Origin of the sequence: Acaryochloris sp. IP29b_bin.148 (assembly GCF_028285565.1) — a bacterium.
Classification (GTDB): Bacteria; Cyanobacteriota; Cyanobacteriia; order Thermosynechococcales; family Thermosynechococcaceae; genus Acaryochloris.
Genome location: NZ_JANQOY010000201.1, coordinates 1 through 24911 on the forward strand (window position 1 = coordinate 1; position 24911 = coordinate 24911).

Here is a 24911-nt window from a genome sequence, read left to right on the forward strand (position 1 = left end):
GCTGGATACGGAGTTAACATCTCAACAGCAGGAATTTACGGAAACGATTCGTAAAAGTGGGGATAGTCTCCTTACGCTTATTAATGACATTCTGGATTATTCCAAAATTGAAGCCGGAAAGCTGGATCTAGAAAAACAGGAATTTAATGTCCGGATTTGTGTGGAAGACGCCCTAGAGCTAGTGGCCTCTCGAGTAGGTCCTAAGGAGATTGAGTTGGCGGGGGTGGTTGAACCCGATGTTCCCCAAGCGATTTTGGGAGATGTGACCCGCTTACGCCAGATTCTCGTCAACCTGTTAGGCAATGCCATCAAGTTCACCCAATCTGGGGAAGTTGTGGTTAACGTTTCGGCTCAGCCCTTTGCGGCGGATACTCCTTTGTATGAAATCTGTTTCGCGGTTAGGGATACGGGTATGGGGATTCCTACCGAACGCCAGAATCGCCTATTTAAATCCTTTAGCCAGGTGGACTCTTCGACCACTCGTAAATTTGGGGGTACAGGTTTGGGGCTGGCCATCTGTAAGCGTTTAAGTGAACTGATGGGTGGTCAGATTTGGGTCGAAAGTGAGGAAGGGCAAGGCTCCACCTTTACCTTTACGATTCGAGCTGACGAGACGGAAGACACAACGGTGTTGGCTCAATCGCTACCCGCTGTCACGTTGAAGGACAAGCGGGTGTTGATTGTGGATGACAATGATACCAATCAGCGGGTTCTCACCTTGCAAACGGAATCTTGGAAGATGAAACCTCAGGTGGCTGCATCTGGCTACGAAGCTTTAGGAATGCTGGAACATGCCGGTCCCTTTGATATCGCAATACTGGATATGCAAATGCCGGAAATGGATGGCCTCACCTTGGCTCAGAAAATTCGCAGTCATCCTCGGGGGACAAACTTCCCAATGGTAATGTTGACCTCCATTGGTCAGGCTCCTGATTTAGCCCATTACAAGGATCTGTTTTCGGCCTGGCTCAATAAGCCGATCAAGCAATCCCAGCTCTACAGCGCCCTGGTCAAATCCTTAACGGGAAATGAAGTCAAAAATCAAACGTCTACTACTCTTCAGCTAGATACAGAGATGGCGGCTCGGCATCCTTTGAAGATTTTGTTGGCGGAAGACAACCCCGTCAATCAAAAATTGGCTGTGTTGATTTTATCCAAGATGGGCTATCGCGCCGATGTCGTAGGCAATGGTTTGGAAGTCCTGCAAGCCCTCAAACGCCAGCCCTATGATGTCATTCTGATGGATGTTCATATGCCCGAGATGGATGGACTGGCGGCAACGACCCATATTTGCCAATCTTCAGTGCCGGAGGAACGCCCCCGGATTGTGGCGATGACAGCTAATGCCATGCAAGGTGATCGCGAAAAATGTCTGGATGCTGGCATGGATGACTACGTAACTAAACCCATCAATATCGATGAACTTGTAGTAGCACTGGAAAATAGCAAGCCTCGAACCAGCATTAGTTCTTCAGCATAAGTATTGACAACTCATTATGACTGACAGGTTCGTCCCATTAGCAAAATATGATCGCTCTCGCCTCTCTCTAAAAGAGGCTCAACAGCACTTGAACCAGATGCTGGGGTTATTAGCAACGGCCACACAAAATACATGTCAACGATGGTATGCTTACCTGCTTGAGAATATTGCGACTAACCTTCTGCCTGTTCGACCCAATCGGCTCGAACCCAGGGTTGTTAAACGAAGCTCTAAGCCCTTCCCCAGAATGGGACAACTGCGCTCTGTCCTCAAAGCCAAGCTGGCTGTTTGATTAAGGTTAAGTCAGTGCTATTGATGTCACTATTGCCTGAATCGCTTTTTCAGGTTCTGTGCTGGAACCAAAGGTTTCTTAAGGCACAATTTTGTTCTCTGATTTTCAAAATCACTATGTCTTGGCGATCTTTATCACATCCTAGGAATAAAAATAGACTGATAATCACCCTATAGCAGCCATGCCCGAGTGAGTTGATTAATGCTCCGCTAGGGCTGCTTGTGATTTTCAGTAGTTGAGGTACGTTTTGACGATCATCCTCAGCCATCTGCATTTGAGGATTTTTAGAATGAATATTATCAGTCGTAAGCAAGACAAGCGTTTAGGTCTGCTTAAAAAAAGACGTTCTAGTCAATTGCGTAGTACTTGGCTCCTAGTAACTGTCTTTACCCTGGGGGTTCTGAATACCAGTACCCAGTCTGCCCAGGCTCAGAATTCTTACGTCGGTGTTTGGCAACCAGGCCGGGGGGCTCAGTGGTGGCGATCTGGCATGACGCTCTCCCAGTTCAAGGCCCAGGATCAGAAATACTTTAATCAGGGCCTCCGAATAGCCGATCTAGAGGTGCGCAATGGTAAGTATGCTGCTGTGTGGCGTCCGGGTCGAGGTGCCCAATGGTGGCGCTCTGGCATGACGGTGACTCAGTTCAAGGCCCAGGATCAAAAATACTTTAATCAGGGCCTCCGGTTAGTCGATGTAGAAGTGACTAACGGTCGTTATGCCGCAGTATGGCGTCCGGGTCGAGGTGCTCAGTGGTGGCGCTCTGGTATGACAGTGACTCAGTTCAAGGCCCAGGATCAAAAATACTTTAATCGAGGTCTCCGGTTAGTCGATGTAGAAGTGACTAACGACCGTTATACCGCAGTGTGGCGTCCGGGTCGGGGTGCTCAGTGGTGGCGATCTGGTATGACGGTGGCTCAGTTCAAGGCCCAGGATCGAAAATATTTCAATCAAGGATTACGCTTGATGGATGTTGAGATTCACAATGGCAAGTACACTGCTTTTTGGCGGCCCAAACGCGGTGCTCAGTGGTGGCGATCTGGATTATCCATTACTCAAGTTAAGGCCAGAGACCAACAATACTTCAACCGAGGACTCAGGCTTGTAGACTTAGAATTCTAAACTACGAAAAGCTGAATTAAAATACTTCTAAAAAGTTGTTGAGAATATGGACAAGGTCTACACAGATTGGGTCACAGTCAAGAATTTAGATACTCAAGATCGCTCCTTATTATTCCGCGTTGGAGGGCAGGATCGTGCTGGAGTGGTCGCTAAAGTTACTGGGTTATTGGAAGACCAGCATTTATATGTTGAAGCAATTCAGTTTAATCTGATTTTGCCAGAGCAAAACCAATTCGAAATGGAGATTCTCGCTAGAGGAGCCCTGGAAGATCTGACCCACATTCGAAATCGCATCCAAGCCAATCAATTTTTGGAGCCTGTCTCTAGTTCCCCAAACACCTATCTCTATTGGCCGCAGGCTCACATGATGCATCTCGCCTTAAACACGCCCGACCAAGAGGGGCTGATTGCCAGAATTTCTAATATCGTTAGTACCCCTCGCGATGCCAGCATTCAGTTTAGTGCGGGTAATTTTGTCCATTTAGTCGGCATTACCCATAATTCTGATGGTCCCCAGGGAGGCACTGCCTATTTTAGTGTACGGGCCAACATAGCCAGCCAGTCCTTAGAAGTGCAACATCAGATTCAGAACCATCTTTTGGAATGGGCTAAAGAGAATTGTATTGAAGGAGATATGTGGATCCGCGATCTCAATCCTTGAGCGGTATTGAGTTATGGCCCCATTGACAAAAATACTCAAAACGCTCTAAACAACTGTGTTTGGAATAGAACAGCTAAGGTGTGCAACACTAAAAACCGAGTGAAAAACTCCACCGTTGAGTTCCCTGCCCATGCTGAATATTGTCCAAACCCTGTCCCAAGAGCTATCCATTTCCGCTCAGCGCCTTCAAAACGCCTTAGATTTGTTCGCGGAAGGAGCAACCATTCCCTTTGTGGCTCGGTATCGCAAAGAGCGCACCGGCCAGATGGATGAGACTCAACTCCGGCAGTTGTCGGAGCGGTTTACCTACCTGACTGAGCTAGAAGAGCGCAAAGCTACCATTCTAGAGTCCATTGCCCAACAACATAAGCTAACAGATGCGCTCAAGGCCAAAATTGAAGCCTGTTTGCTCAAAACAGAACTCGAAGATCTATACCTACCCTATCGCCCCAAACGCCGGACCAGAGCCACCATTGCCAAAGAAAAAGGCTTAGAACCGTTAGCTCAATGGCTTCAATCTCTCAATCAACCTACCGCAACACTAAATCAGGAATTGACCACAGAAGCGGCCCGTTACATCAGTAAAGATGTTGCTACTGCCGAGGATGCATTGCAAGGGGCCTCCGATATTTTGGCAGAAGGGATTGCCGATCAAGCTGAAATCCGTTTCCACCTGAAAAATCGGTTTTCCCAAGTCGGCGAATTTATCTCCCAAGTGAAATCTAAATACCCGGAAGGCAGCACCAAGTTTGAAATGTACCGGAGCTACCAAGCCCGTGCCAAGAGCATTCCTGCCCATAACTTGCTAGCCCTCTACCGGGGGGAAGCGGAAGGCATTCTCAAAGTAGAGCTTGCCATTGATGAAGAGCGGATTTTGGGTGAGATCGAAGAACGGGTGATTCGCTCCAAAATCCGAGCAGTGCGAGACTTTTACCGAGAAGTGGTGAAGGATGCCTATACTCGCTTGATCAAACCCTCAGTAGTGAAAGAGGTCCGAGCCACCTGCAAAGCGGCAGCCGATCTGGAGTCGATTCAAACCTTTGCCACCAATTTACGAGAACTGCTACTCTCCAGTCCGGCAGGCATGAAGCCCACCTTGGGTGTTGATCCCGGGTTTCGGACTGGCTGTAAAGTGGTGGCCTTGGACCATACCGGGAAATTTTTGGAATATCAGGCTATTTTTCCCCACCAAGCCGCGGGTCAGCGAGAACAGGCCGCTAAAACGGTGGCTCGCTTAATTCATACCTACAATATTGATCTGATTGCCATCGGCAACGGCACAGCAGGTCGAGAAACCGATGCCTTTGTCGCTGAGGTTCTGAAGACGCTAGATCGTCAGCCAATTAAAGTGATGGTGAATGAATCGGGGGCTTCTATTTATTCGGCCAGTGAGATTGCCATTGCCGAATTTCCTGACTTAGACATTACCGTGCGTGGAGCGATCAGTATTGCCCGCCGCCTGCAAGATCCGCTGGCAGAGCTGGTCAAACTCGATCCGAAATCGATTGGGGTGGGCCAGTACCAGCATGATGTAGATCAAAAACTGCTCAAGCAGAAGTTAGAAGAGACGGTGGAAAGCTGCGTCAACTACGTGGGCGTTGATTTAAATACGGCTTCTAAGGAATTGCTGACCTTTGTGTCGGGGATTACGAGTGCGATCGCAAACAATATCATCACCTATCGCAACCAAAATGGGGCCTTCAAAAATCGTAAGCAGCTCCTGAAAGTGGCCAAGCTAGGTCCCAAAGCCTTTGAGCAAGCCGCTGGATTCTTGCGCATTCGGACGGGCGACAATCCCCTGGACAATACTGCTGTCCATCCCGAAAGTTACGGTGTGGTCAAAACCATTAGTGCTGACCTACAGCTTCCGCTGACTCAAATTACAGAGATTCCTGCTCACCTTAAACCTGGTGATCTGAAAACCTATGTGACTGACGCCATTGGTGAACCTACCCTGAAGGACATTATGGCGGAACTGGAAAAACCCGGTCGTGATCCACGGGCTGAATTTAAATACGCCACCTTCAAGGAAGGCATCACTGAACTCACCGATCTTCAACCGGAGATGGAGCTGGAAGGGATTGTCACCAATGTCACCAACTTTGGTGCCTTTGTGGATGTTGGCGTCCATCAAGACGGCTTAGTCCATATTTCTCAAATGGCCGATCAGTTTGTAAAAGACCCCAAGCAAATCGTCAAGGTGGGACAAGTCGTCAAGGTGCGAGTGCTAGAGGTCAATCAAAAGCTCAAACGCATTGGTCTATCGATGCGTTCAGCCACCTCTGCCAAACCGCGCCGTTAATCTGAAGGTTGATGTTCAACTCCGATTGTGGGTAGAGAACCCCTTAATATGAACGTGTAGCGTAAACGATTCCTCTGGAGCCTCACACCAACGTCATTCATTAAGATGCTCCAAGCCGATAGAACACTGCGCCTCTGTGCTCAAGCAATCATCGTTCTTGAAAATGGATATCTATTATGACGACTCACATCCATCCAAATACAGAACCGCTGGAACGGGACCACCCGCAAACCAAATCAGCTATCGCCGATCAGCCCTTTAATTGGCTGAAGCAGTGGTACCCGATTAGCCCGCTGAGTTATCTGGATATCGCTTGCCCTACCCCTGTCACGATCCTGGGAAAAAACCTGGTTGTTTGGCAATATCAAGGGCAATGGACCGTGATGGATGATGTCTGTCCCCACAAATTGACCCAATTATCCCTGGGCAAGATTCAGGAGGATGGCCGCCTAGTCTGCCGTCAACATGGTTGGCAATTTGACTGTCGCGGGCAATGTGTAAAGATGCCCATGCTAACCGACTCAGATCCCCAAGCCGCCGCTTACCGCAACGTGCGATCGCAGGTGCCCACTTACCCCATTCAGGTGATGCAAGGACTCCTTTGGGTCTGGCTTGATTGCAGTCCAGCCGCCCAGGAAGAATGTCAGCATAAACAGCCTGCAACCCTAGCCGACCCCAATGAACAATGGACTCAGGCCGAATGGCATCTCAGCGAAGTCCCCGTCGGCTATACCGTTTCGTTAGAAAGCAGCCTCGACCCGTCTCATGCCCAATTTCTCCATGAAGGGATCTTCGGGTTTTCCCCAGCCACCGCGATGCCGATGCGCGACTTTGAACTGGAGGGTGAGATCAGTGCTGAAGATGGTTTTATTCTTAGGCATGGAGGCTACAATGCCTTTAATCAAGGCATGCAAGCGACACGAACCTTTCGTCCCCCTTGTGCCAACACCACTCAGTACCATTTGCCCACAGGGGGCATCCAGATCTTTCAACTGTATTTTGTCCCCACCACACCGGGCCATTGCCGATATATTGGCAAGTTCGCGACTGGTGCTCCTCCCCCTGCATCCCGATTCAATTTTGTTCAGTGGGCCAACCGCCAGTTATGGGGATTGCTACCCCAGGACGTGCAGGTGGGATTCCAACATTTGGGAGCCTATAAACTCAGTGATCAGGATATTACTGCGATGCATGCCCAAGAGCAGAACGAGGCAACAGACCCCAATCCCCACCGAACATCCTTCTTCCCGACCCCTGCTGACCAGGGAATTCTCACCCTGAGAACGTGGTTAAAACAATTTGCGGGGGGTGGACCTGCCTCCCATTCCCTTTATTCCGAAGGATCGGGGACTGCCAGCGATGAACAGCTCTACGATCGCTGGCATCGGCACACCAAACTCTGCCCCAGCTGTCGTCATACGGTTGAGATGTTGGCAAATCTGCAAAGATTCTGTCAGCGGCTAGCCATTATGGCAACTGTTCTGGGGATAATGCTGATTGTGCTGCCCTTTATGCCTGTGCGAGCGAGCGTGGGATGTCTCTTGATCTCAATTCTCAGCCTTTTAGGCTATCAAGGACTGGCCCAATTGCAGCATCGTTTTATCAGCAGCATCCCACAGCAAGGAAGTCCCAAAATAACACTCTATACCGACTGAAAAACCGTGGTTATTGTAGTTTTTTTAGCAGGGTGCGTGTGGCCTGATATCGTTGCGTGTCCCCTTGCTGTTGAAATAGATCAGCGGCTATTTTGAGATCCTCAATCGCGTCATCAATATCATTCAGTTGGCTTTTAGCGCTTCCCCGGTTGTAATAGCTATCGGCAGGACTATCGCTATTGCCCCAGCCAGAGTTGATTTGCAGCGCTTGCGTATAGTCTTCAATTGCGGCTCTATAGCGCTTAAGGGAATGCTTGGCTTTACCCCGGGCACTATAGGCAAAGGAGCTTTGCGGGTCTAAGCGAATGGTTTCCGTACAATCTGCGATCGCACCTTCTGCATCCTTCAGCTTGAGTTTTGCTTCTCCGCGATTGCAATGGGGAAAGGGACTATCCGGATCGAGGCGGATGGCTTTCGTAAAGTCTTGAATCGCAGTGCGACTGTCTCCGAGCTTATACTTGGCAACGCCTCGACCGTTATAAGCATTCGCATTCTCAGGATTCAGGCGGATCGCTTCCGAATAGTCCTTAATCGCCCCTTGAAAATTATTCAACGCAGCCTTGGTAATCCCTCGCTGAAAATAGGCAGGCTCATACTGGGGGTTCAGTCGGATCGCTTGACTATAGTCTTCAATCGCGGCCCGGTATTCCCTGAGAGCAGATTTGACGTTGCCGCGATTGACAAAAGCCAGGGGGAATTGAGGATTCGATTGGATGGCTTGGTTATACGCTTTTATGGCTGATTCATAGTCTTTGAGGGCAAATTTAACATTGCCACGGCCATTAAAGGCATAGGCATACTCTGGATTATGCTTGAGCGCTTCGTCATAGTCCGTCAGAGCCGCTGAATATTGTTCTAAAGCGTACTTGGCATTCCCTCGCCCCAAGTACGCTTGCGCATTTTCAGAACTCAGGCGGATCGCTTCTGTATAGTCTTCAATCGCAGCTTGATACTCCTGGCGATTGTACTTCGCATCCCCTCGCCGGAGGAAGGCCGCAGAGGATTCGGGCTGAGGAGAGGCTGGAGGTGTTGAGGCGGTTTGGTAGGTCGAAATCATATAGATTAAGCCCGTTACACTCCCCAGACCCAAACATGCGATCGCAGTTCCTACCCACACCCGCCGCGATGAACCCAGCTGACTCAACCAAGAGGACGAACGAGATGGATTTTGATTTAAAGCGTCTAAAACGGCTTGGGCTGAAGGATAGCGTTGACTGGGGTCAACCTGGAGCAGCTTATCTAGAACCAGTTGCAACTCAGGACTGAGCGGTTGGGAAATATGGGATTGCCAAGTTTGACTCCAGAGCGGTCCGTGTGATTGGGCTAAGTCAGAGGGGGAAACCCGACTCAACAAATGAAAGCATGTCGCGCCCAGACCATAGAGATCGCTGACTGGCGTGGCTGGAGTTGCTTGCCCCGGTTGCAGTTGTTCAGGCGGAGTATACCCCACCGAACTTCTGCTCGTTGGGGATTGAAGCGGTTGAGCCTCATTTAAAAATTGAGCAATGCCAAAGTCAATCAGCACATATTGCCCCTGCGTATTTTGCAGAATATTTTCCGGTTTAAGATCGCGATGCACCATCCCCTGATCGTGAACCACCTGCAAGACGGGCAGCAGGTCTAATAGCAGATGCCGAATCTGCACTTCCTCAAGGACACCTTTTTGGAGTAAGTCGAGTAAGGTTTGACCGTCTATCCATTGGTGAATCAGATACAAATACTCACCTTCCTGAAAGTAAGCGAGTAAATCCGGAATTTGGGGATGGTGACCTAGGGTTTGCAGCTGCCTCGCTTCAGTCTGAAAGAGTTGTACGGCCTGGGAATTAGCGCCCAAGGTTTTCAAAGCCAATTGCTTGACAATGCAGTGGGTATCCAGCTGATCGGTATCCATGGCCAGATATGTTTTGCCCCACCGTCCAGCTCCCAGCGGTTGCAGAATTTTGTAATGTTTATGTAAGAACGGCACCAGCGGCTTACCACACTGCTGACAAAACTTGTGGGTGTCTGGATTGAGCGGTTTATGGCACTCAGGATTAAGACAACAGGTCATAGAGCAGCAATCTTACAGGTATGAAGGGCCACAAACGGTTGTCAAAGCATCCTTAGTATCGGATAAAGACCTTCGGAGAGCAAACGTCTAGGACCGCTCAAGCAGGGAATATGCCTGTGGCCTCCCGTGGCTAATCTGCCAAGGTAAAACTGAGAATCCGATAGCGCAGCAACCCCAGTTGACTGACTTTTTCGACAGAGGCAGTCGTCTGAACGGCCTCTGGATCGGCCACTTGTCCAAACAGGTGGCGAACCACAGGATAGGTGGGTAACGTTTGTCGGGTGATATCTTCCTCGGCTGAGAGGACGAATCCAGTCTCTTGAGCGATGGCCCGATAGTCTGACAAAGTGGTTAAGAAATCCACTCGCCCATAAAATCCCTGATCTAGAGGAGATCGCAAAAAGCTGAGGAATTGATGAAAGGTTCGGAACAATGTCAAAGGCACAAAATCACAGATGCCTAGACGCCCACCCGGTCGTAGAACCCGATGCGCTTCTCGGAAAAACTCGACTCGACTCGGAAAATGAAAAATGCACTCAACGGCCAACACCACATCCATAGAAGCGTCGGCAAATGGCATCTTGCAGGCATCGCCTTCCACAAACTCGATTTGGTTGTTGGCAAGCGGCATGACCTCCTGTCTCGCCCGAGCAAGCTGGCGAGGATCAATATTCAGGCCCGTCAAGTGGAGATTTTGGAAGGTTTCGTTTAAGCTCGCAATTGTGCCTCCAAAACCACATCCAGCATCCAGCACCCGATCATTCTCTTTGATTCCAGCTGCGGTATACACCCGTTGGGAAAGCTGCTCTGTGGCGATCGCAAAATCGGCAAGAGAACCATCTGCTTGGTCGGGTTGGGGCCAATACCCCCAGTGGACATGCCGACCAAATGCTTGTTGAGCGTTGATATCTCCTGAGTTAATTTTCTCAATCAAAAGATCAAAATAAGGCAATGCAATCTTGGCTGGCCTCATCGTTCTGTCCCTATTTTATAAACGTGTGGCAGGCATATTGGGTTATCTCAGCTGAAATAACGGTGATTAGATGAGAGCTGCAATAACAAACTCAAAGGAAAGGATATGCCTTGCAGATAGAAAGCTTACCATCAATTGCCCACTTGTTTGGCATCGGCAGATTGGAGCCGTCTTAACTCCCGCAGCGCATCTTGCTGCCGCTGATCTCCCTTCTGTTGATAGAGATCGGCAGCCCTTTGGAAATCGGCTCTGGCTGCGTCAATCTCATTCTGGACTTCTTTCACAAAGCCACGATTGTAATAGGCCACCGCATATTTTGGATCTAGGCGCAGGGCTGAATCGTAATCCTGTAAGGCTCCTGGATAGTCTTTGCGCTGATATTTCGCTAAGCCCCGACTGTTATAGGCATCCACGAGCTTAGGATCCAGTTCAAGTGCTTTGTCCAAATCGTCCAGTTGCCCCTGCCGATCGCCTAATTTACCCTTCGTATGGGCGCGGCCATTATAGGCTGTGGCGTTATCGGCATCAATCCTAAGGGCTGCATCATAATCCTCTAGAGCCGCTTGATAGTGACCTGAATCATATTGGGCTCGACCCCGGTTCCGTAGAACATCTGCAAGGTTAGAGTTGAGACGGAGGGCCTGGTCAAAATCTGCGATCGCACCGCCCAAATCCTTGAGGTTATATTTGGATAGCCCTCGATTGCCGTAAACATAGGCGTACTGAGGATTGAGGCGAAGGGCTTGATCGTAGTCCTCAATGGCCGCTCGGTAATCTCGCAGCGCATGTTTCGCTAACCCCCGGTTGCCATAGGCATCGGCCTGCTGATCGTCTAGGTCCAAGGAATGGTTATAGTCTGTCAGAGCGGCATCATAGTCTCCTAGACTATATTTTGCGAGCCCGCGCTCATTAAAAGCGTCTGCACTATCCGAATTTAGGCGAATGGATTCGTTATAGTCAGCAATAGCGCCCTGATAATCTCCTTTACGGTATTTAGCATAACCTTGACGTAATAGGGCTTCTGCTTGTTGATCAGGAGAGATAGTAGCTGTATTGTCCCCTCGGGTTGACACTAACATCCCCACCCCGACTAGGCTGGCAATGCCAAGGGTTGCGATCGCAGTCCCGACCCAGACTTTGCGAGGAACCTGAGACCACCAAGATATTTGGGGTTGAGTGGACTGAACGAACGCTTTCTGCTGGGGGAGCGCTGGGGCATCCCTTAGATCTTGCAATACATCGTTCGCCGACTGGTAACGGTGAACAGGCTCAATCTGCAGCAGCTTATCCAGAATGGCGCACAATTCTGGGCTTAAGGAGTGGGAAATATATTGCTGCCAATTTTGGCTCCATAGGTAGTTAAATTCTAAAGACAGGTGATACGGCGAAACATGGCTCAATAGATGAAAACAGCTAGACCCCAACCCATATAAATCCCCCACGGGGGTTGCTCGGCCTCTTTGGATTTGCTCCGGGGAAGCATAGCCTGGAGATCCGACAATGGTTCCGACTCCCGCATGGGCCATTGCCGTTTGTTTCAAAAGCTTAGCCACGCCAAAATCGATCAACACATGCTGACCATCCTGTCGTCGCATAATGTTGTCTGGTTTTAAGTCACGATGGATCACACCCTGGTCATGCAGACTTTGCAAAACAGGTAAAACATCCAGAAGCACCTGTCGAATTTGGGCTTCATTAAACGCGCCATTTTTTTCTAGCAGTTCAATAAGATTGAGACCATCCACATACTGCTGGACTAGATATAAACTCTGACCCTCTTGAAAATAAGCCGTCAACTTCGGAATTTGAGGATGACTTCCCAACTGTTTGAGCTGCTGGGCTTCACTGGCAAACATATCGATGGCTTTCTGCTGCTCCCAAGCCTCTTTTGCCTGATAGGTCAGCTTCTTCACCACACATCGCTCATTTAAGCGATCCGCATCTTCGGCTAAGTAGGTATTGCCAAACCCACCTCGCCCCAGGGGCTTAATCACCTTGAAGCGATCGCGTAGTAATGCAACTATAGGGGTCCCACATTGCTGGCAAAATTTGTGGGAATCAGGATTAATTGGCTTTTTGCAGTCAGGATTCAGGCAACAAACCATTTCTATTCTCAGGGAGTAGAGTTTACGAGTCTCAACGAAAGAGGAAGCCTACTACTCTATCGTTAATTTAGCGCCGCCTTATGCATTTTGTAGGATTCAGACTCAAAACATAGCAGACTGTATCATTTCTGAGGAATATAGTCATGGCTGACAAACCACTTCACTGCTTCTTGCAGTGCCTGGCGGACTGGAGTCTGGGGCAGTCCTAGCTCTCGAATGGCTTTGGCAGGATTGTAAAACATCATTTGCTTCGCCATTTGTACGCCAGCAAGGGGCACAGAGGGAGTTTTACCCATCGCCGCCAGAACCACTTCATCAATCCAGGCGGTGGTCAGGGGAATCCAAGCAGGAATCTCGCCTTTGGGAGCGGACAACCCCGTTAATTCAGCCAGCACATCCAGCATTTCTTTTAGGGTCATATTCTGATGACCCAGAATATAGCGCTCTCCCGTTTTTCCCTTTTCTAGAGCTAGCAGATGGCCGCGAACCACATCTTGCACATGGATAAGGTTCAAACCCGTATTTAAATAAAAGGGCATCTGCCGCCGCAGAAACCGCAAAATCATATCGCCTGTGGGGGTGGGTTTAATATCCCAAGGGCCAATGGGGGTGCTGGGATTGACAATCACAATATCCTGGCCCAGTTGGACAGCTTTGTGGGCTTCTTGCTCTGCCCAATATTTCGACTTTTTATAGTCACCGATCAGCTTCTCCACCGGACTCTGATAGGTTTCATCGGCACTCTTCCCTGCTTTAACGCCTATGGCGGCTACTGAGCTGGTGTAAACGGTGCGTTCAATGCCTGCGTCTCGGGCTGCTTGCAGGAGATTGCGCGTGCCCTCTACATTGCTCTGCCAGAGCTGATCGCGGTCCGCCCGCCAGAGGCTGTAATGGGCTGCTACATGAAAGAGTGCCTGACACCCTTGTAATTTTTGACCCAAGTCATCATCTGTGAGCTGTCCAATCACTGGCTCCACATCTAACCCAGCTATATTAGTCAGATCGCTTTGGGGTCTGACTAATGCTCGGACTTTATGACCTTCCGACAACAGTAAACGAACTAGATTCGCGCCGACAAATCCAGTTGCTCCAGTTACAAAAACATTTAATTTGGCCATAGCCCAGGCTCTTTGCCCCTTCGGATAGGGTAGAGAAGATTAATGTCTTACCTTACAGGCATTAGCAAAGAGAACAAAACCCCTTTCGACGCAGACACTTTATCGTATAGGGATTTTCTATCTTGAGATTTTCAACCTGGGTCTTCTAAACAGGGTCGACCACAAGATAATACCCTTAGAATCGGAGTTATCCAGCGTCGACTTGATAATGCTCTAATCTCGGATTTATACCCCACATTCAGCAGGTCAGGCTCGACTCAAAATAATATTCACGAAATGGCAAGGGTTACAGCAATCAGCAATGATGACATTGTTAACAGGGCTCTACTATTGAGAAATGCTGTGGTGTTTTGCGTCAGGCCCGAATATCTTGAAACCTTTTCAGAGTAGAGGTTTTGGGATTTATTCAGAAAATTGCTTTTACACCTGCTGAATGTGGGTTATACGATAGTTGGCGGATAATACCCCTACAGCTAGAGTTATCAGATACCATCCATATAATTAGTAGTTATCCCGTTAACCGAAATGAAATCTTCCGTCACGGAACACTACGCAAACCATCTTGCCCCCATCTACTCGTGGATGGTCGGAGACTTCGATGCCGCCAGTTCCGATGCCGATAGCTTCTACTCTGACATTGCACTTCCAAGTGGCAATGGGCTTATCGCCGTTGATCTCGGTTGTGGCCACGGTGTCCACTCAATTCCACTTGCTCGTCGAGGATATAGTGTGCTCGCTCTCGATACTTCGCGGCACCTCTTGGACGAATTGGAGACCAAAATCGGTGAACTGTCGATCAAGGCGATTGCTGCGGACCTGATCGACTTCACGAATCACCTCGGTTCTGACGCTGCAGCGTTGATTGTTTGCATGGGTGATACCCTTACACATCTTCCGTCAGTTGAGGCCGTCAAGACGCTAATTCGTGACTCAGCCCGTATGCTTTCCCACACTGGCTTGCTGACTCTTTCATTCCGTGACTACTCACATGAATTAATTGGCTCGGAACGATTTATTCCAGTGCGGTCTGATGACCGACGTATCCATACTTGCTTTCTCGAATATCAGTCCGACGTGGTCATCGTGCATGACATTATCCACTCACTCAATGACTCTGCTTGGCAAACATCAGTCAGCGCATACCCAAAACTACGGTTGCATCCAGACACTGTCGTTGCATTCGCCGAGTCAAGCGGGCTGGCGCTTGCTCACAAACAGACCGTGCGCGGAATGTACCACTTTGCATTTAACCGCAAGACAGCAATCGCGGGATAATAATGCAATGTACCGGAGCTACGAATCCGGTCGTTTTCACAAATCACTTGTCGTGGCCTGGTGATTGCGGACGTTATGCCACTCTACAGGGAACTCATGACACAGTGGGAATCGAAAATGCAAGCACTCGGTTGTGAACTGATTCCAACACGTGAGGATGCCACGGAATCGAGAATCTCTGAGTTCGAGACCCACGCCGGAGCGACACTGCCCTCAGATTATCGCGACTTCCTAACACAATTTGGCGGTTTGAGAATAAAAGCATTAGCACCAATCGACGAGCCCACTCCGTTTGGCCCCAATGCCACTGTTGAATCGTTTTACGAATTCATTACTGACAAATACCAATCATGTGATATTCAATGGCAATGTGATCTCGCTGACGGAGCACCCGTCGCTATTCCAATCGCTGGCGGTGCGTTTGGATGCCAAACCTTCATCATTGCCGAGGACAATCCCAAGATTGGTGTTTCGCGTGGGCAGATTTACTTCTAGGATTGTGACAACCGTTCGGCATGGCCAGATGAAATGTTTGCTCAGCGATTTTCAGCACTTTCACCCGAAATTGAGGACTACTTGGCGCGTCGTAGGAATGGCGAGTTGCCCAAAAAACATGATGCGCTTTCAGATTTTTACTTTGTCGCCGCATCCTTTACGATATTTATAGACTTGCTGGAGCCATGGGACATACACAAATCCTAATGGTTCCCTACACTTGGATTGTGGCATAACAAAACGATGCACGCGAAGCTGCCGACAGTGCGTGTATTAAAGCACAGATTACTCCAATAGCTTGGTGATCGTAGACGTTATGCGATAAAGTTCAGCACTTTCCTGCACACTACAATCTGCAAAACGGCGATGGGCGTTCTCTATTTCGCATTTCTCGTGGCTGGCGAAGTACGCGAATGGCTTGCCAAAGAAGGGCATTCCGTACCAAAAGCCAATGGTTTCCCACCTACGCCGAATCAGCTCCAGATGGCTCTTGAAACACTGACCGATCAAAGTGTGTCGTTCAATATCAGCAAAGAAGTTTGGCAGGCACAGATTAATGGTCCAAATTCACCAGAAGACGGACCTTGAACGATGGTCAACGTCCTGAAATACACCTCGCTCGATGAACCTTGCGAATACTATTTCGCAAAAAGGGTGGCCTGAACTCATCATTAAAGTCGTGCACCGTATTGCTCAGCAATGTGGACCGATCGCTATTGTCCCTGACACTGGCTACCCAGCAGTCGTTGTTGAAGCTGATTCGGATGTTGATGACATCATCAGTACGTGGGAACATCTCACAGAATAGAATCCTCTAGCCGAAACCCAACAACCACATGCTTTGGAGTTGCCGATGGTGCCGTTTTTTAAAATTGAGCATCGCTGGTGGTAACCCGGTGATACGTGGTGCTATTTTTTTCATATTGGCTAATCTAACAAAGATAAAAGCCATCGCTAAGGCTCATGGACAAAAGAAGGATTGGCAGGTTTCGGTGTGATCAGTCCATCTTCTACATAGACCACTCGTTCAGCGATATCCATAATCCGTGGGTCATGGGTGACCATAAGGACCGTACAGCCTTCTTCCTTGGCTAATTTTCGCAGCAGTTCCATGATCGTATGGCCCCGTTGAGAGTCCAGGGCAGCGGTGGGTTCATCTGCCAGAATTAATTTGGGATTTCCGGCTAACGCTCTTGCGCCTTTAATGCCCATCTCTCCAAGATAAAATAGAAATGGTAATCCCCAAGTGAGGTTAGACTCATGGCCGTTCGCCAACGACGCCACAGCAAGGAAGAGTTAGCCAGACGAGGGCAAGAACTTTACGAGTCTGGCATTCGGCAACAAGTCGAAGCAGAAAATGAGGGCAAAATCGTGGCGATCGATATTGAGACCGGAGAGTTTGAAGTTGGTGAAACGCTCATGGAGGCAACCGATCGGCTCTTTGAACGTCAACCCGATGCTCAGCCCTGGACCCTTCGGATTGGACACAATGCGGTCTATCATTTTGGAGCGAGGAGTCTGAAAAAGGATTAATGATTCATGGAGTTGTCAATTTTCGCTATGAATTAACGCTTCCCCTAGCGGTTGGCAACTTGAATAGGCAACGAGAGTTCATCAACACTGTCATTGATACCGGATTTGATGGATTCCTATCTTTGCCTTCTGAAATTATCGTTCGTCTGGGATTACCTTGGAGAACCTCCAGCATAGCGACCTTGGGTGATGGCAGCAAAACTCTGTTTGACTTTTACACTGGAACCATCATCTGGGATGGTCAGTATCGCTCGATCGATATTGCCGAATCAGAGACGGAGCCCCTGCTAGGATTGGCATTACTTCGCGGATATCGATTGCAGGTCGATAATGTTGAGGGAGGTATCGTCACAATTGAATTGCTGTGATTGTGTGCGAATGCGATAGATGAGGGAAGGTCTAACCAGGGCTAGCCGCTCGTGGCTTCAACACTCTGGTATTGACTCAAAGACTCTTGCCACAGCTGACGTCCGAGCCGTTATCTTTTTTGACATTGGCTCACCCAAAGAAGACCAGTTCCATCACTAAGACTCATGCGCAAAAGAAAGATTGGCAGACTTAGGTGTGATCAGTCCATCTTCTACATAAACCACCCGATCGGCGATATCCATAATTCGGGGGTCATGGGTGACCATGAGGACCGTGCAGCCTTCTTCCTTGGCTAATTTTCGCAACAGTTCCATGATCGTATGGCCTCGCTGAGAGTCCAGGGCAGCCGTGGGTTCATCTGCCAGAATCAGCTTGGGATTTCCGGCTAACGCTCTTGCGATCTAGCTCCTAGTTCTGATGCATACTGACTCTGGACGCGAATGGATAAAGTCGAGCGAAGTACTAGGTTAATTAATCAGTAAGAATATTGCCCTTAAAATTATCTGAGCGCCAATTAATTGCATTTTTTTTATATTCTTGTTAGCGTCTTTATTACTTCAACAAATTTACGTTGAGCGCGAAGTTATTATTGATACGTTTCTCAGAAAATTTTTTTTCATTGGCAAGTGATTTTAATGGAGAAAAACTGATGTTCTCCATTATTGACAGCCTAACTTGAGGCTAGAATCTCCTCTGCGATTATTCTATTTTTATAGTCTATTCATTATTATATTTTCTGAATCTCTATGAGAGAGCAAGCGACAAAAAATACTATTAAATTAAAGTTTGTATTTTGATATATGATTTATTTTACTATTATTCCGCTTAATTACGTAGGCTTCACTGATCAGTTAATGCAGTTTAGCGCCTATTACAAGCTGGGGTTATCATTGGGGTATAAATATTATCATACTCCTTTTGTATCTACTCGTAGTAGCAAATCTATTGACTCATCTTTTCTTGAAAATATTCTTGGCAAGATTGATAAGATTGCAAGTAAAATCCCACCCCTAAGAGAACGTTACTCATGGATGCGAAGAGCATACGATTTTGATGTTTACGATTTTCTAGGATTTAATCAAGGCTTTAACTCAGATGATATATTCTCGCTAAAGAAAGAATTGCAAGTTATAGATGTTGTTATCGGTGACGATACACTGCTGCTAAATGATATAGACTCTTTTGGAAAACTACAAAAATATATAATTGACTATATTGAAAGCAAAATTAAACTAGATTTTCAGAATGTCTTAGTTGAATTTAAGTTGGAAGGAAAACGGTATAAACTATTTGCTTTGATTCATTCAACTATCCATGATTTTCAAGATTCTCTGAGCCTTCGTGAGATTTTTTGTCGTAAGTCAAAAAAACCTTACGAAGGCTCATTATTTTTAGATAAAAAGTTAAAGATATTACTTCATGTTAGACAAGGAGATACAACTGTAATTAAAACTCCTTGGCAAACATATATTCCTATGCATTCATTAAAGAAAATGAAGGAATATAAAGAAGTTGAAGATATTGAGCATATTGACACAAAAAATATTTTTTATCCACCTGACTATTTGAACTTTATAAAAGGACTAATTAGTTACTTTGATGATGATGCTTACTCAATATTAACATTTTCAGATGGATATCATAGAGCATTTATGCGATTAGAAAAAAACATAGATACATTCAATTTTAATCATGCTCAAATTAAATCTTTAAAAAAAATCAAAAGCATATATACTAAAGTTCACTTCAAAGAAATCCAGAATGTAAATAATAATAAATGTTTTATTGGTGAATCATCTAAACACTTATCTCAGTTAATCCGCTCAACTCTGGATGCTGATATTGTAATAACATCAAGTCAGCAGAGAATGCTTCCAAAGCTAATTGAAAGCTACCGCGATAGTGAGTCCAAATCTATAGTTATCATTCTTTATAAAGATCGTAAGCCTGACTACAAGGATATAACGTCCATGAGTGATAGCCAATTTATATATACAGATTTATATAGACCTAACTATGAATATATTTTTCAACGGTTAATGTATTTGAACCTGATGAATCCGAATAGGAAAATCAAAGAGTTGACATCAGTTTCATAGACTAACCAATACTATTGGGCTCCTTGTTACTCGCTCTTTTGGATTTTGTGGAATGACCTGAAAGTCACTGCCTGTTACTATTTATTGAGCCTGCAATTATTAGATTTTGTAGCCAGTTATTATGTTATTGAAAGCTATTGAGATCTTTGAAGGGAGAACATCGCTCCGGATTATTTGATGTCGTTCTCTTCCCGTAGGTATGGAGATTCCAGAGCAATTCCATGGACCTCAAGTACAATTGAGCAACTGTTGAACCGTGATCATCCTGCATAGTCCCTAACAGATGGTCTTGATAATTCATCAATATGGTGGGCAAGCGTCAGGGGAATCATCCGCAAGTAGCTTCGATTTCGTCCTCATATCCGCAAGCTACTGGTGGATACTTTGCTGTTTGGTATCCTTATTATCTTGATTTTGGGAGGCTGGGCTTGGAAGTAGTGGGCGATTCAATGGGCTGCCTCAATCTTTCGATCAAGAGTTGAGGTAGGTATAACTTCGAAGACTCCGCTCGTAATTTTTGAGGAGGAGTTGTGCTTCCGGTAAGGTAATGTGCTGCTCTTGCAAAGCCACTTCAGACTGCTTGCGAATCTCCTCAATCAGGTCATCGGCATCATACTGGACATATTCCAAGACCTCGGTGATCGTATCCCCTTTAACTACGTGGGCAATGTGATAGCCCATGGGGGTGAGATCAATATGGACGACGTTAGTATCTCCAAATAAATTATGGAGATTGCCCATAACCTCCTGATACGCCCCATTCAGAAACATCCCTAAGTAATAGGGCTCATTGGGTTTTAAGGAATGTAGTTCTAAGATGGGCTTGGTCTCACGCGAGTGGATAAATTGATCGATTTTGCCATCGCTATCGCAGGTGAGATCGACGAGGGTTCCCCGTTGGCTGGGCTCTTCTTGCAAGCGGTGAATGGGCATGATCGGAAACAACTGATCAATGGCCCAAGTATCGGGGGCAGATTGAAAAACCGAGAGATTCGTGTAATATAGCGACGCCATCCGCCGTTCCAGATCGTCTAGATCGACGGCCACATTATCGTCTTGACGTGCGATCGCAAGGATTTTCTGACAGCAGGCCCCGCATAATCGCTCTACCCGAGCCCGCTCCTGCAAACTCAGATAGCCAAAACCAAACAGACTGACGGCTTCTTCTTTGAACTGCAGAGCATCATGATAGGTTTCCTGATAGTTATCAGCGCCGATGGTCTGATAGGTTTCCCAAAGATTTCGAATAATCAGATGTTCCTCTGCTTGGGCGGGTTCTGGCGTTAGGTCTAGGGTTTCGCTACTGCCCAGCACATTCATAATTAGCACGGACTGGTGAGAGGCAATTGCTCGTCCACTTTCACTCACCAACGTCGGCACGGGAAGATCTGCTTCAGCGCAGGCTTCTTTGACCTCAGCTACCACATCGTTGGCGTAGTTCTGCATATTGTAGTTTTTGGAGGCTGCCGAGTTGCTTTTCGACCCGTCGTAATCGACTCCTAGTCCACCGCCGACATCCAGGAAGTTCATATTGGCTCCCAGGCGGGCCAGCTCCACATAGATTTGACTGGCTTCTCGCAGGGCATCTTTAATTACACTGATGGCTGAGATCTGAGAGCCAATATGAAAATGAAGCAGTTGCAGCGAGTTCAGCAGGTCAGCCTGACGCAAGTTCTCAACAGCTGCGACCACTTCAGGAATGGTGAGACCAAATTTAGCCCGATCGCCTGCACTACTGCCCCAGCGGCCAATCCCTTTAGCGCTCAGTTTGGCCCGCATCCCTAAAATGGGCTGAATCTGAAGCCGACGACTCGCCTCAATCACCAGCTCCACTTCTTCTAACTGCTCAATAACAATGATCGCTTGATGGCCTAATCGCTGGGCCAGCATGGCGGTCTCAACATACTCTAAATCCTTATAGCCATTGCAAATCAGCAATGCACCTGAGGTCTTGAGTGAGGCAATCGCAATCAGGAGTTCTGGCTTAGAGCCTGCTTCTAGACCAAATTGATGAGGTTGGCCAAAGCGCACCAAGTCTTCGACGAGATGCCGCTGTTGATTGCACTTGACGGGAAACACGCCTCGGTAACGTCCGGGATAGCTGTAGCGTGCGATCGCTTTGGCGAAACAGGCATTTAACCGCTCAATTCGATCTGCCAAAATATCTGAAAACCGGATCAAAAGCGGGGCATGGATATTCCGCTGCTGGAGGGACTGGACTAATTCGTAGAGGTCTAAAGACCCGCCTCGATCCCCTTTGGGCGATACCGTTACATGACCAGCGGCATTGACAGAGAAATAAGGTTCTCCCCAGCCATGAATACGATAGAGTTTTTCGCTCTCTTCCACTGACCACGCTGGAGCAGAGTCAACCGGTGTGGGGTGGGTCTTGGGCGTGAGTATCTGCGCCATCGGTGCTGAGCGACCCTTGTCTAATTCAGCCGCCTGCGTTCGGGAAATTTTGGTAGCGCTGTCTTCGCGGTTGCGACCGTTTTCCATGCTGATTGCCTATGTGCGACCCAATACTGCAGACATCTTAGCTGAGTTTAAGGGCGCAAGCGGGAACATCATCCCAGGACTCGACGGTTCTTAAACGGGCCACCCATCCTGCTTCCTTTTGGTGCTCGGTGAGGTTGTCTTGAAAAGAGGTATGACAGTCTTGGGCATGTTGGGCATCACAACAGGCAATACAGGCATAAACTAACCCAGCTGGATCCAACTGCTCATTGACCCAAATGGTCTTTGATTGGCTCATAGCGTCAATTGTCAATCAAACAATAAAAAGAGGAAGCATCGGCTCCCTCTTTCTGAATGCAACACAGCAAAAATGACTCAAGATTTACGATATTAGCGCAAATGCTTAGTAAGCCAAGCCCATGCTGCGCGACGTTTCTGCACCTAGATAAACCCGGATGCTCAAGAAGTCAGTGGGGCAAGCGGTTTCGCAACGCTTACAACCAACGCAATCTTCTGTGCGGGGAGATGAGGCAATTTGACCAGCCTTACATCCATCCCAGGGAACCATCTCAAGGACATCCAACGGGCAGGCGCGGACACACTGGGTGCATCCGATGCAAGTGTCATAAATTTTGACTGTGTGAGACATTGAATTAAGAGCTCCAAAAAATAAATGACGTTAACAGGCGTCTGTTACCGCCGGGTGCTTTTCAAAGACAACTGTATAGTCGAGGATCCTATAACGTGTCTTAGTTTACAGCAGCGCATTTCCCAGTTCTACAAAAACTAGAGGAAACTTTAAAGAATGTTACCTTAGGAGACGGTCCCTTGACCCGTGTCAAACGTCAATTTTGGTGATCTTCGACCCTTTTCTGCAGCCCCAAAACACGATCTCCTGCCAAGCAGAGGGGCGGTCTAAAAACCATTTCTTAAGCCCGAGTCGCCCGATTTGCAGTATTTCGTTCGACATCTCGTAATTTCTTGCCCCGCCAGAGCAACCGAATCGGCGTACCCGTAAAATCCAGATTTTCTCGGAATTGCCGTTCGATATAACGGCGATAGTTGTCTTTGAAGTGGTCAGGATTATTGACAAATAGGGCAATAGTAGGGGGCTGACTACTGACCTGTGTGCCGTAGTAAATCTTGCCTTGTCGCCCTTGGCGAGTGGTGGGCGGTGTATGCCAACTGACGGCTTCTTCCAAAACTTCGTTAATCACCGAAGTGGTGACTCGCTGCTGAAACTGCTGAGCTGCGGTATCCACTAACCCCAGAATTTTCCCGACCCGCTGTCCGCTGAGGGCACTGACAAAAATCATTTCGGCCCAATCCATAAAATTAAGGCGAGATCGGATTTGCTTACTAAACTCGTTAATGGTGTAGGTGTCTTTCGTAACGGCATCCCATTTGTTCACCACGACAACGCAGGCTCGGCCATCATCAATAATCCGTCCCGCGAGCTTTTGGTCCTGCTCAGTGACACCATCAAGGGCATCAATGACAAACAATACGACTTGCGATCGCCGTATCGCTTTAAAAGCCCGATTAATCCCAAAAAACTCAGGCCCATAGGACACATTTTTTTTGCGTCGAATTCCCGCAGTATCAATAAATCGATAGGTTTGCCCGCCTTGACGGACGACCATATCAATGGCATCACGAGTGGTTCCTGAGATCGGACTGACAATCGAGCGAGTCTCCCCCACAAAGGCATTGAGTAAACTAGATTTGCCGACGTTTGGCCGTCCCACCAGGGCGACTTTAATTTCTGGTTCATCGGGCGTCTCCGGTGTCTCTGAGAAATGCTCAACCACGAGATCGAGCAGCTCTCCTGTGCCATTGCCGTGAATACCAGACACCGGAATGGGTTCATCCAAGGCTAATTCCCAGAACTGAGCCGCTTGCGTGATCCCTTGTTCGGGCGATTCGCACTTGTTGACGGCAAGCAGAACGGGGGTATCTTGCTGTCGGAGCCAATGGGCAATTTCATGGTCTGCGGGTGTTGGCCCCGCTTGCCCATCCACCACCATCACCACAACAGTGGCTTCTGCCAAGGCAATCATGACTTGTTGACGAATAAATGGCAGAAATTCCGTCTGATCGTCAAATACGAGTCCGCCCGTATCCACCAGAGAAAAGTCTCGACCATTCCAGAGAGCTTGACGATACGTGCGATCGCGTGTGACCCCCGGTGAATCATGGACAATGGCATCCATCATTCCCGTCAGCCGATTGACTAGCGTTGACTTCCCGACGTTGGGGCGACCAACAATGGCAACAATGGGTAACCCCATCTTTCTGTCCTATTTTCTAAAGAATTAATCTGAATATTCAACTTAAGCCGTGTATCACCCATGACTTCATTTAAGGCGTAGACACTGAAGTGACTCTTTTATCGGAGGCGGGTGTGGCAACTTCCCCCATACGCACCTCAGAATACCAAGTGGCCTGGACCAGTTGCCCCACCTGTTTGAGTATACTGATGCGGAGGCGGAGATTGGGACTCGCGAACCAAATCTGTTCTTCCAAAACCCTTTGATCGTGGACACCCGTTAAGATTAACCGCTGATCCGCATCAATATGGAAATTGAGCTGACGCACTGCTCCATCTGCACCTTGCTGCAATAACTGCCCCTGCTGTTCAGATGCATTGGAGGCCATCGGCACCATTAAAAGTGTTCCATTCTCTTGGGGTTGGGACGAAAAGCCTTGGCTTTGCCAAGATAGGCGCGCAGCACATAACGCCAATTTGGGATCGAACCCAGCCGTTTTGCACAGATTAACCACCTCTAGCTCATCTTCCTTCAAGCTGCTGATCTCCAGTTGGGCAGCCTGTGCTTCTGAGGTCATCCCCCCCAACGGGTGGCAGGTGCGCTGCGTAAACCAACGGCCACAACTTAACTGAATAAATCCCTGAATGTTCATGAAAT

The 24911-nt window shown here is 47.9% G+C and carries 21 protein-coding genes and 3 pseudogenes; 13 read left to right on the forward strand and 11 right to left on the reverse strand.

Annotated elements, in window-relative coordinates; genetic code table 11:
* From Q0986_RS17885 to Q0986_RS17910, 6 genes and pseudogenes are all read left to right on the forward strand, one after another.
* The coding region (locus tag Q0986_RS17885; RefSeq protein ID WP_299413716.1) for a response regulator at positions 1–1480 on the forward strand (1480 nt) is incomplete at its 5' end.
* A 34-nt stretch (positions 1481–1514) separates the two neighbouring features.
* Positions 1515–1772: pseudogene (locus Q0986_RS17890) on the forward strand (IS4 family transposase); the annotation flags it as partial.
* A gap of 289 nt (positions 1773–2061) precedes the next feature.
* The gene (locus Q0986_RS17895; protein ID WP_299413719.1) at positions 2062–2892 is read left to right on the forward strand and encodes a hypothetical protein; all 831 of its coding nucleotides are present in this window, start codon (positions 2062–2064) and stop codon (positions 2890–2892) included.
* Positions 2893–2938: 46 nt separating this feature from the next.
* Entirely contained in the window at positions 2939–3553 is a 615-nt protein-coding gene (locus Q0986_RS17900) for a hypothetical protein (RefSeq protein ID WP_299413723.1), read from the forward strand.
* 130 nt (positions 3554–3683) lie between these two features.
* Positions 3684–5855 carry a Tex family protein gene (locus tag Q0986_RS17905; protein ID WP_299413728.1) on the forward strand — a complete coding sequence of 724 codons (2172 nt, stop codon included), beginning with the start codon at positions 3684–3686 and terminating at the stop codon, positions 5853–5855.
* A gap of 176 nt (positions 5856–6031) precedes the next feature.
* Entirely contained in the window at positions 6032–7510 is a 1479-nt protein-coding gene (locus Q0986_RS17910; protein WP_299413731.1) for a Rieske 2Fe-2S domain-containing protein, read from the forward strand.
* Between the two features lie 10 nt (positions 7511–7520).
* Here Q0986_RS17910 and Q0986_RS17915 read toward each other — a convergent pair whose 3' ends face one another.
* The 4 genes from Q0986_RS17915 to hpnA form a co-directional block, all read right to left on the reverse strand.
* Entirely contained in the window at positions 7521–9560 is a 2040-nt protein-coding gene (locus Q0986_RS17915; RefSeq protein ID WP_299413734.1) for a serine/threonine-protein kinase, read from the reverse strand.
* A gap of 130 nt (positions 9561–9690) precedes the next feature.
* Positions 9691–10533, reverse strand: a complete 843-nt coding sequence (locus Q0986_RS17920; RefSeq protein WP_299413737.1) for a class I SAM-dependent methyltransferase — start codon at positions 10531–10533, stop codon at positions 9691–9693.
* 131 nt (positions 10534–10664) lie between these two features.
* On the reverse strand, positions 10665–12638 hold the full coding sequence (locus Q0986_RS17925; protein ID WP_299413740.1) for a serine/threonine-protein kinase: 1974 nt from the start codon (positions 12636–12638) through the stop codon (positions 10665–10667).
* 122 nt (positions 12639–12760) lie between these two features.
* Positions 12761–13756: a hopanoid-associated sugar epimerase gene (gene hpnA / locus Q0986_RS17930; protein WP_299413743.1), complete on the reverse strand. Its 996-nt coding sequence runs from the start codon at positions 13754–13756 to the stop codon at positions 12761–12763.
* Between the two features lie 525 nt (positions 13757–14281).
* On the opposite strand from hpnA, the gene Q0986_RS17935 reads away from it, so the two are divergent.
* From Q0986_RS17935 to Q0986_RS17950, 4 genes are all read left to right on the forward strand, one after another.
* On the forward strand, positions 14282–15031 hold the full coding sequence (locus Q0986_RS17935) for a methyltransferase domain-containing protein (RefSeq protein ID WP_299413746.1): 750 nt from the start codon (positions 14282–14284) through the stop codon (positions 15029–15031).
* A 96-nt stretch (positions 15032–15127) separates the two neighbouring features.
* Positions 15128–15526 (forward strand): SMI1/KNR4 family protein, encoded by a 399-nt coding sequence (locus Q0986_RS17940; protein ID WP_299413749.1) that lies wholly within the window; start codon positions 15128–15130, stop codon positions 15524–15526.
* A 366-nt stretch (positions 15527–15892) separates the two neighbouring features.
* Positions 15893–16114, forward strand: a complete 222-nt coding sequence (locus tag Q0986_RS17945; RefSeq protein ID WP_299413752.1) for a hypothetical protein — start codon at positions 15893–15895, stop codon at positions 16112–16114.
* A 34-nt stretch (positions 16115–16148) separates the two neighbouring features.
* Positions 16149–16334 carry a hypothetical protein gene (locus Q0986_RS17950; RefSeq protein ID WP_299413754.1) on the forward strand — a complete coding sequence of 62 codons (186 nt, stop codon included), beginning with the start codon at positions 16149–16151 and terminating at the stop codon, positions 16332–16334.
* A 146-nt stretch (positions 16335–16480) separates the two neighbouring features.
* Here Q0986_RS17950 and Q0986_RS17955 read toward each other — a convergent pair.
* Positions 16481–16723 (reverse strand): annotated as a pseudogene (locus Q0986_RS17955) (ABC transporter ATP-binding protein); the annotation flags it as partial.
* Positions 16724–16786: 63 nt separating this feature from the next.
* Between Q0986_RS17955 and Q0986_RS17960 the strand changes: the two are divergent.
* The gene (locus Q0986_RS17960) at positions 16787–17059 is read left to right on the forward strand and encodes a hypothetical protein (protein WP_299413757.1); all 273 of its coding nucleotides are present in this window, start codon (positions 16787–16789) and stop codon (positions 17057–17059) included.
* Positions 17059–17427, forward strand: coding sequence for a clan AA aspartic protease (locus tag Q0986_RS17965; protein ID WP_299413761.1), 369 nt, complete (start codon positions 17059–17061; stop codon positions 17425–17427). Before Q0986_RS17960 ends, Q0986_RS17965 begins: the two co-directional genes overlap by 1 nt.
* Before the next feature lie 156 nt (positions 17428–17583).
* On the opposite strand, the pseudogene Q0986_RS17970 reads toward Q0986_RS17965, so the two are convergent.
* A pseudogene (locus Q0986_RS17970) lies at positions 17584–17829 on the reverse strand (ABC transporter ATP-binding protein); the annotation flags it as partial.
* Between the two features lie 453 nt (positions 17830–18282).
* On the opposite strand from Q0986_RS17970, the gene Q0986_RS17975 reads away from it, so the two are divergent.
* Entirely contained in the window at positions 18283–19527 is a 1245-nt protein-coding gene (locus Q0986_RS17975) for a hypothetical protein (protein WP_299413764.1), read from the forward strand.
* A gap of 471 nt (positions 19528–19998) precedes the next feature.
* Here the strand turns inward: Q0986_RS17975 and speA are convergent, their stop codons facing one another.
* The 5 genes from speA to Q0986_RS18000 all read right to left on the reverse strand — a co-directional run bounded on the left by speA (position 19999) and on the right by Q0986_RS18000 (position 24906).
* Positions 19999–22026 (reverse strand): biosynthetic arginine decarboxylase, encoded by a 2028-nt coding sequence (speA, locus tag Q0986_RS17980; RefSeq protein ID WP_366918620.1) that lies wholly within the window; start codon positions 22024–22026, stop codon positions 19999–20001.
* A 37-nt stretch (positions 22027–22063) separates the two neighbouring features.
* On the reverse strand, positions 22064–22282 hold the full coding sequence (locus Q0986_RS17985; protein ID WP_299413766.1) for a hypothetical protein: 219 nt from the start codon (positions 22280–22282) through the stop codon (positions 22064–22066).
* Between the two features lie 105 nt (positions 22283–22387).
* Entirely contained in the window at positions 22388–22633 is a 246-nt protein-coding gene (gene psaC / locus Q0986_RS17990) for a photosystem I iron-sulfur center protein PsaC (RefSeq protein WP_299413769.1), read from the reverse strand.
* Positions 22634–22913: 280 nt separating this feature from the next.
* Positions 22914–24275, reverse strand: a complete 1362-nt coding sequence (gene der / locus Q0986_RS17995; RefSeq protein WP_299413773.1) for a ribosome biogenesis GTPase Der — start codon at positions 24273–24275, stop codon at positions 22914–22916.
* A gap of 70 nt (positions 24276–24345) precedes the next feature.
* Complete coding sequence (locus Q0986_RS18000; RefSeq protein WP_299413776.1) at positions 24346–24906, reverse strand: phycobiliprotein lyase; 561 nt, start codon at positions 24904–24906, stop codon at positions 24346–24348.
* Positions 24907–24911 lie beyond the last annotated feature (5 nt).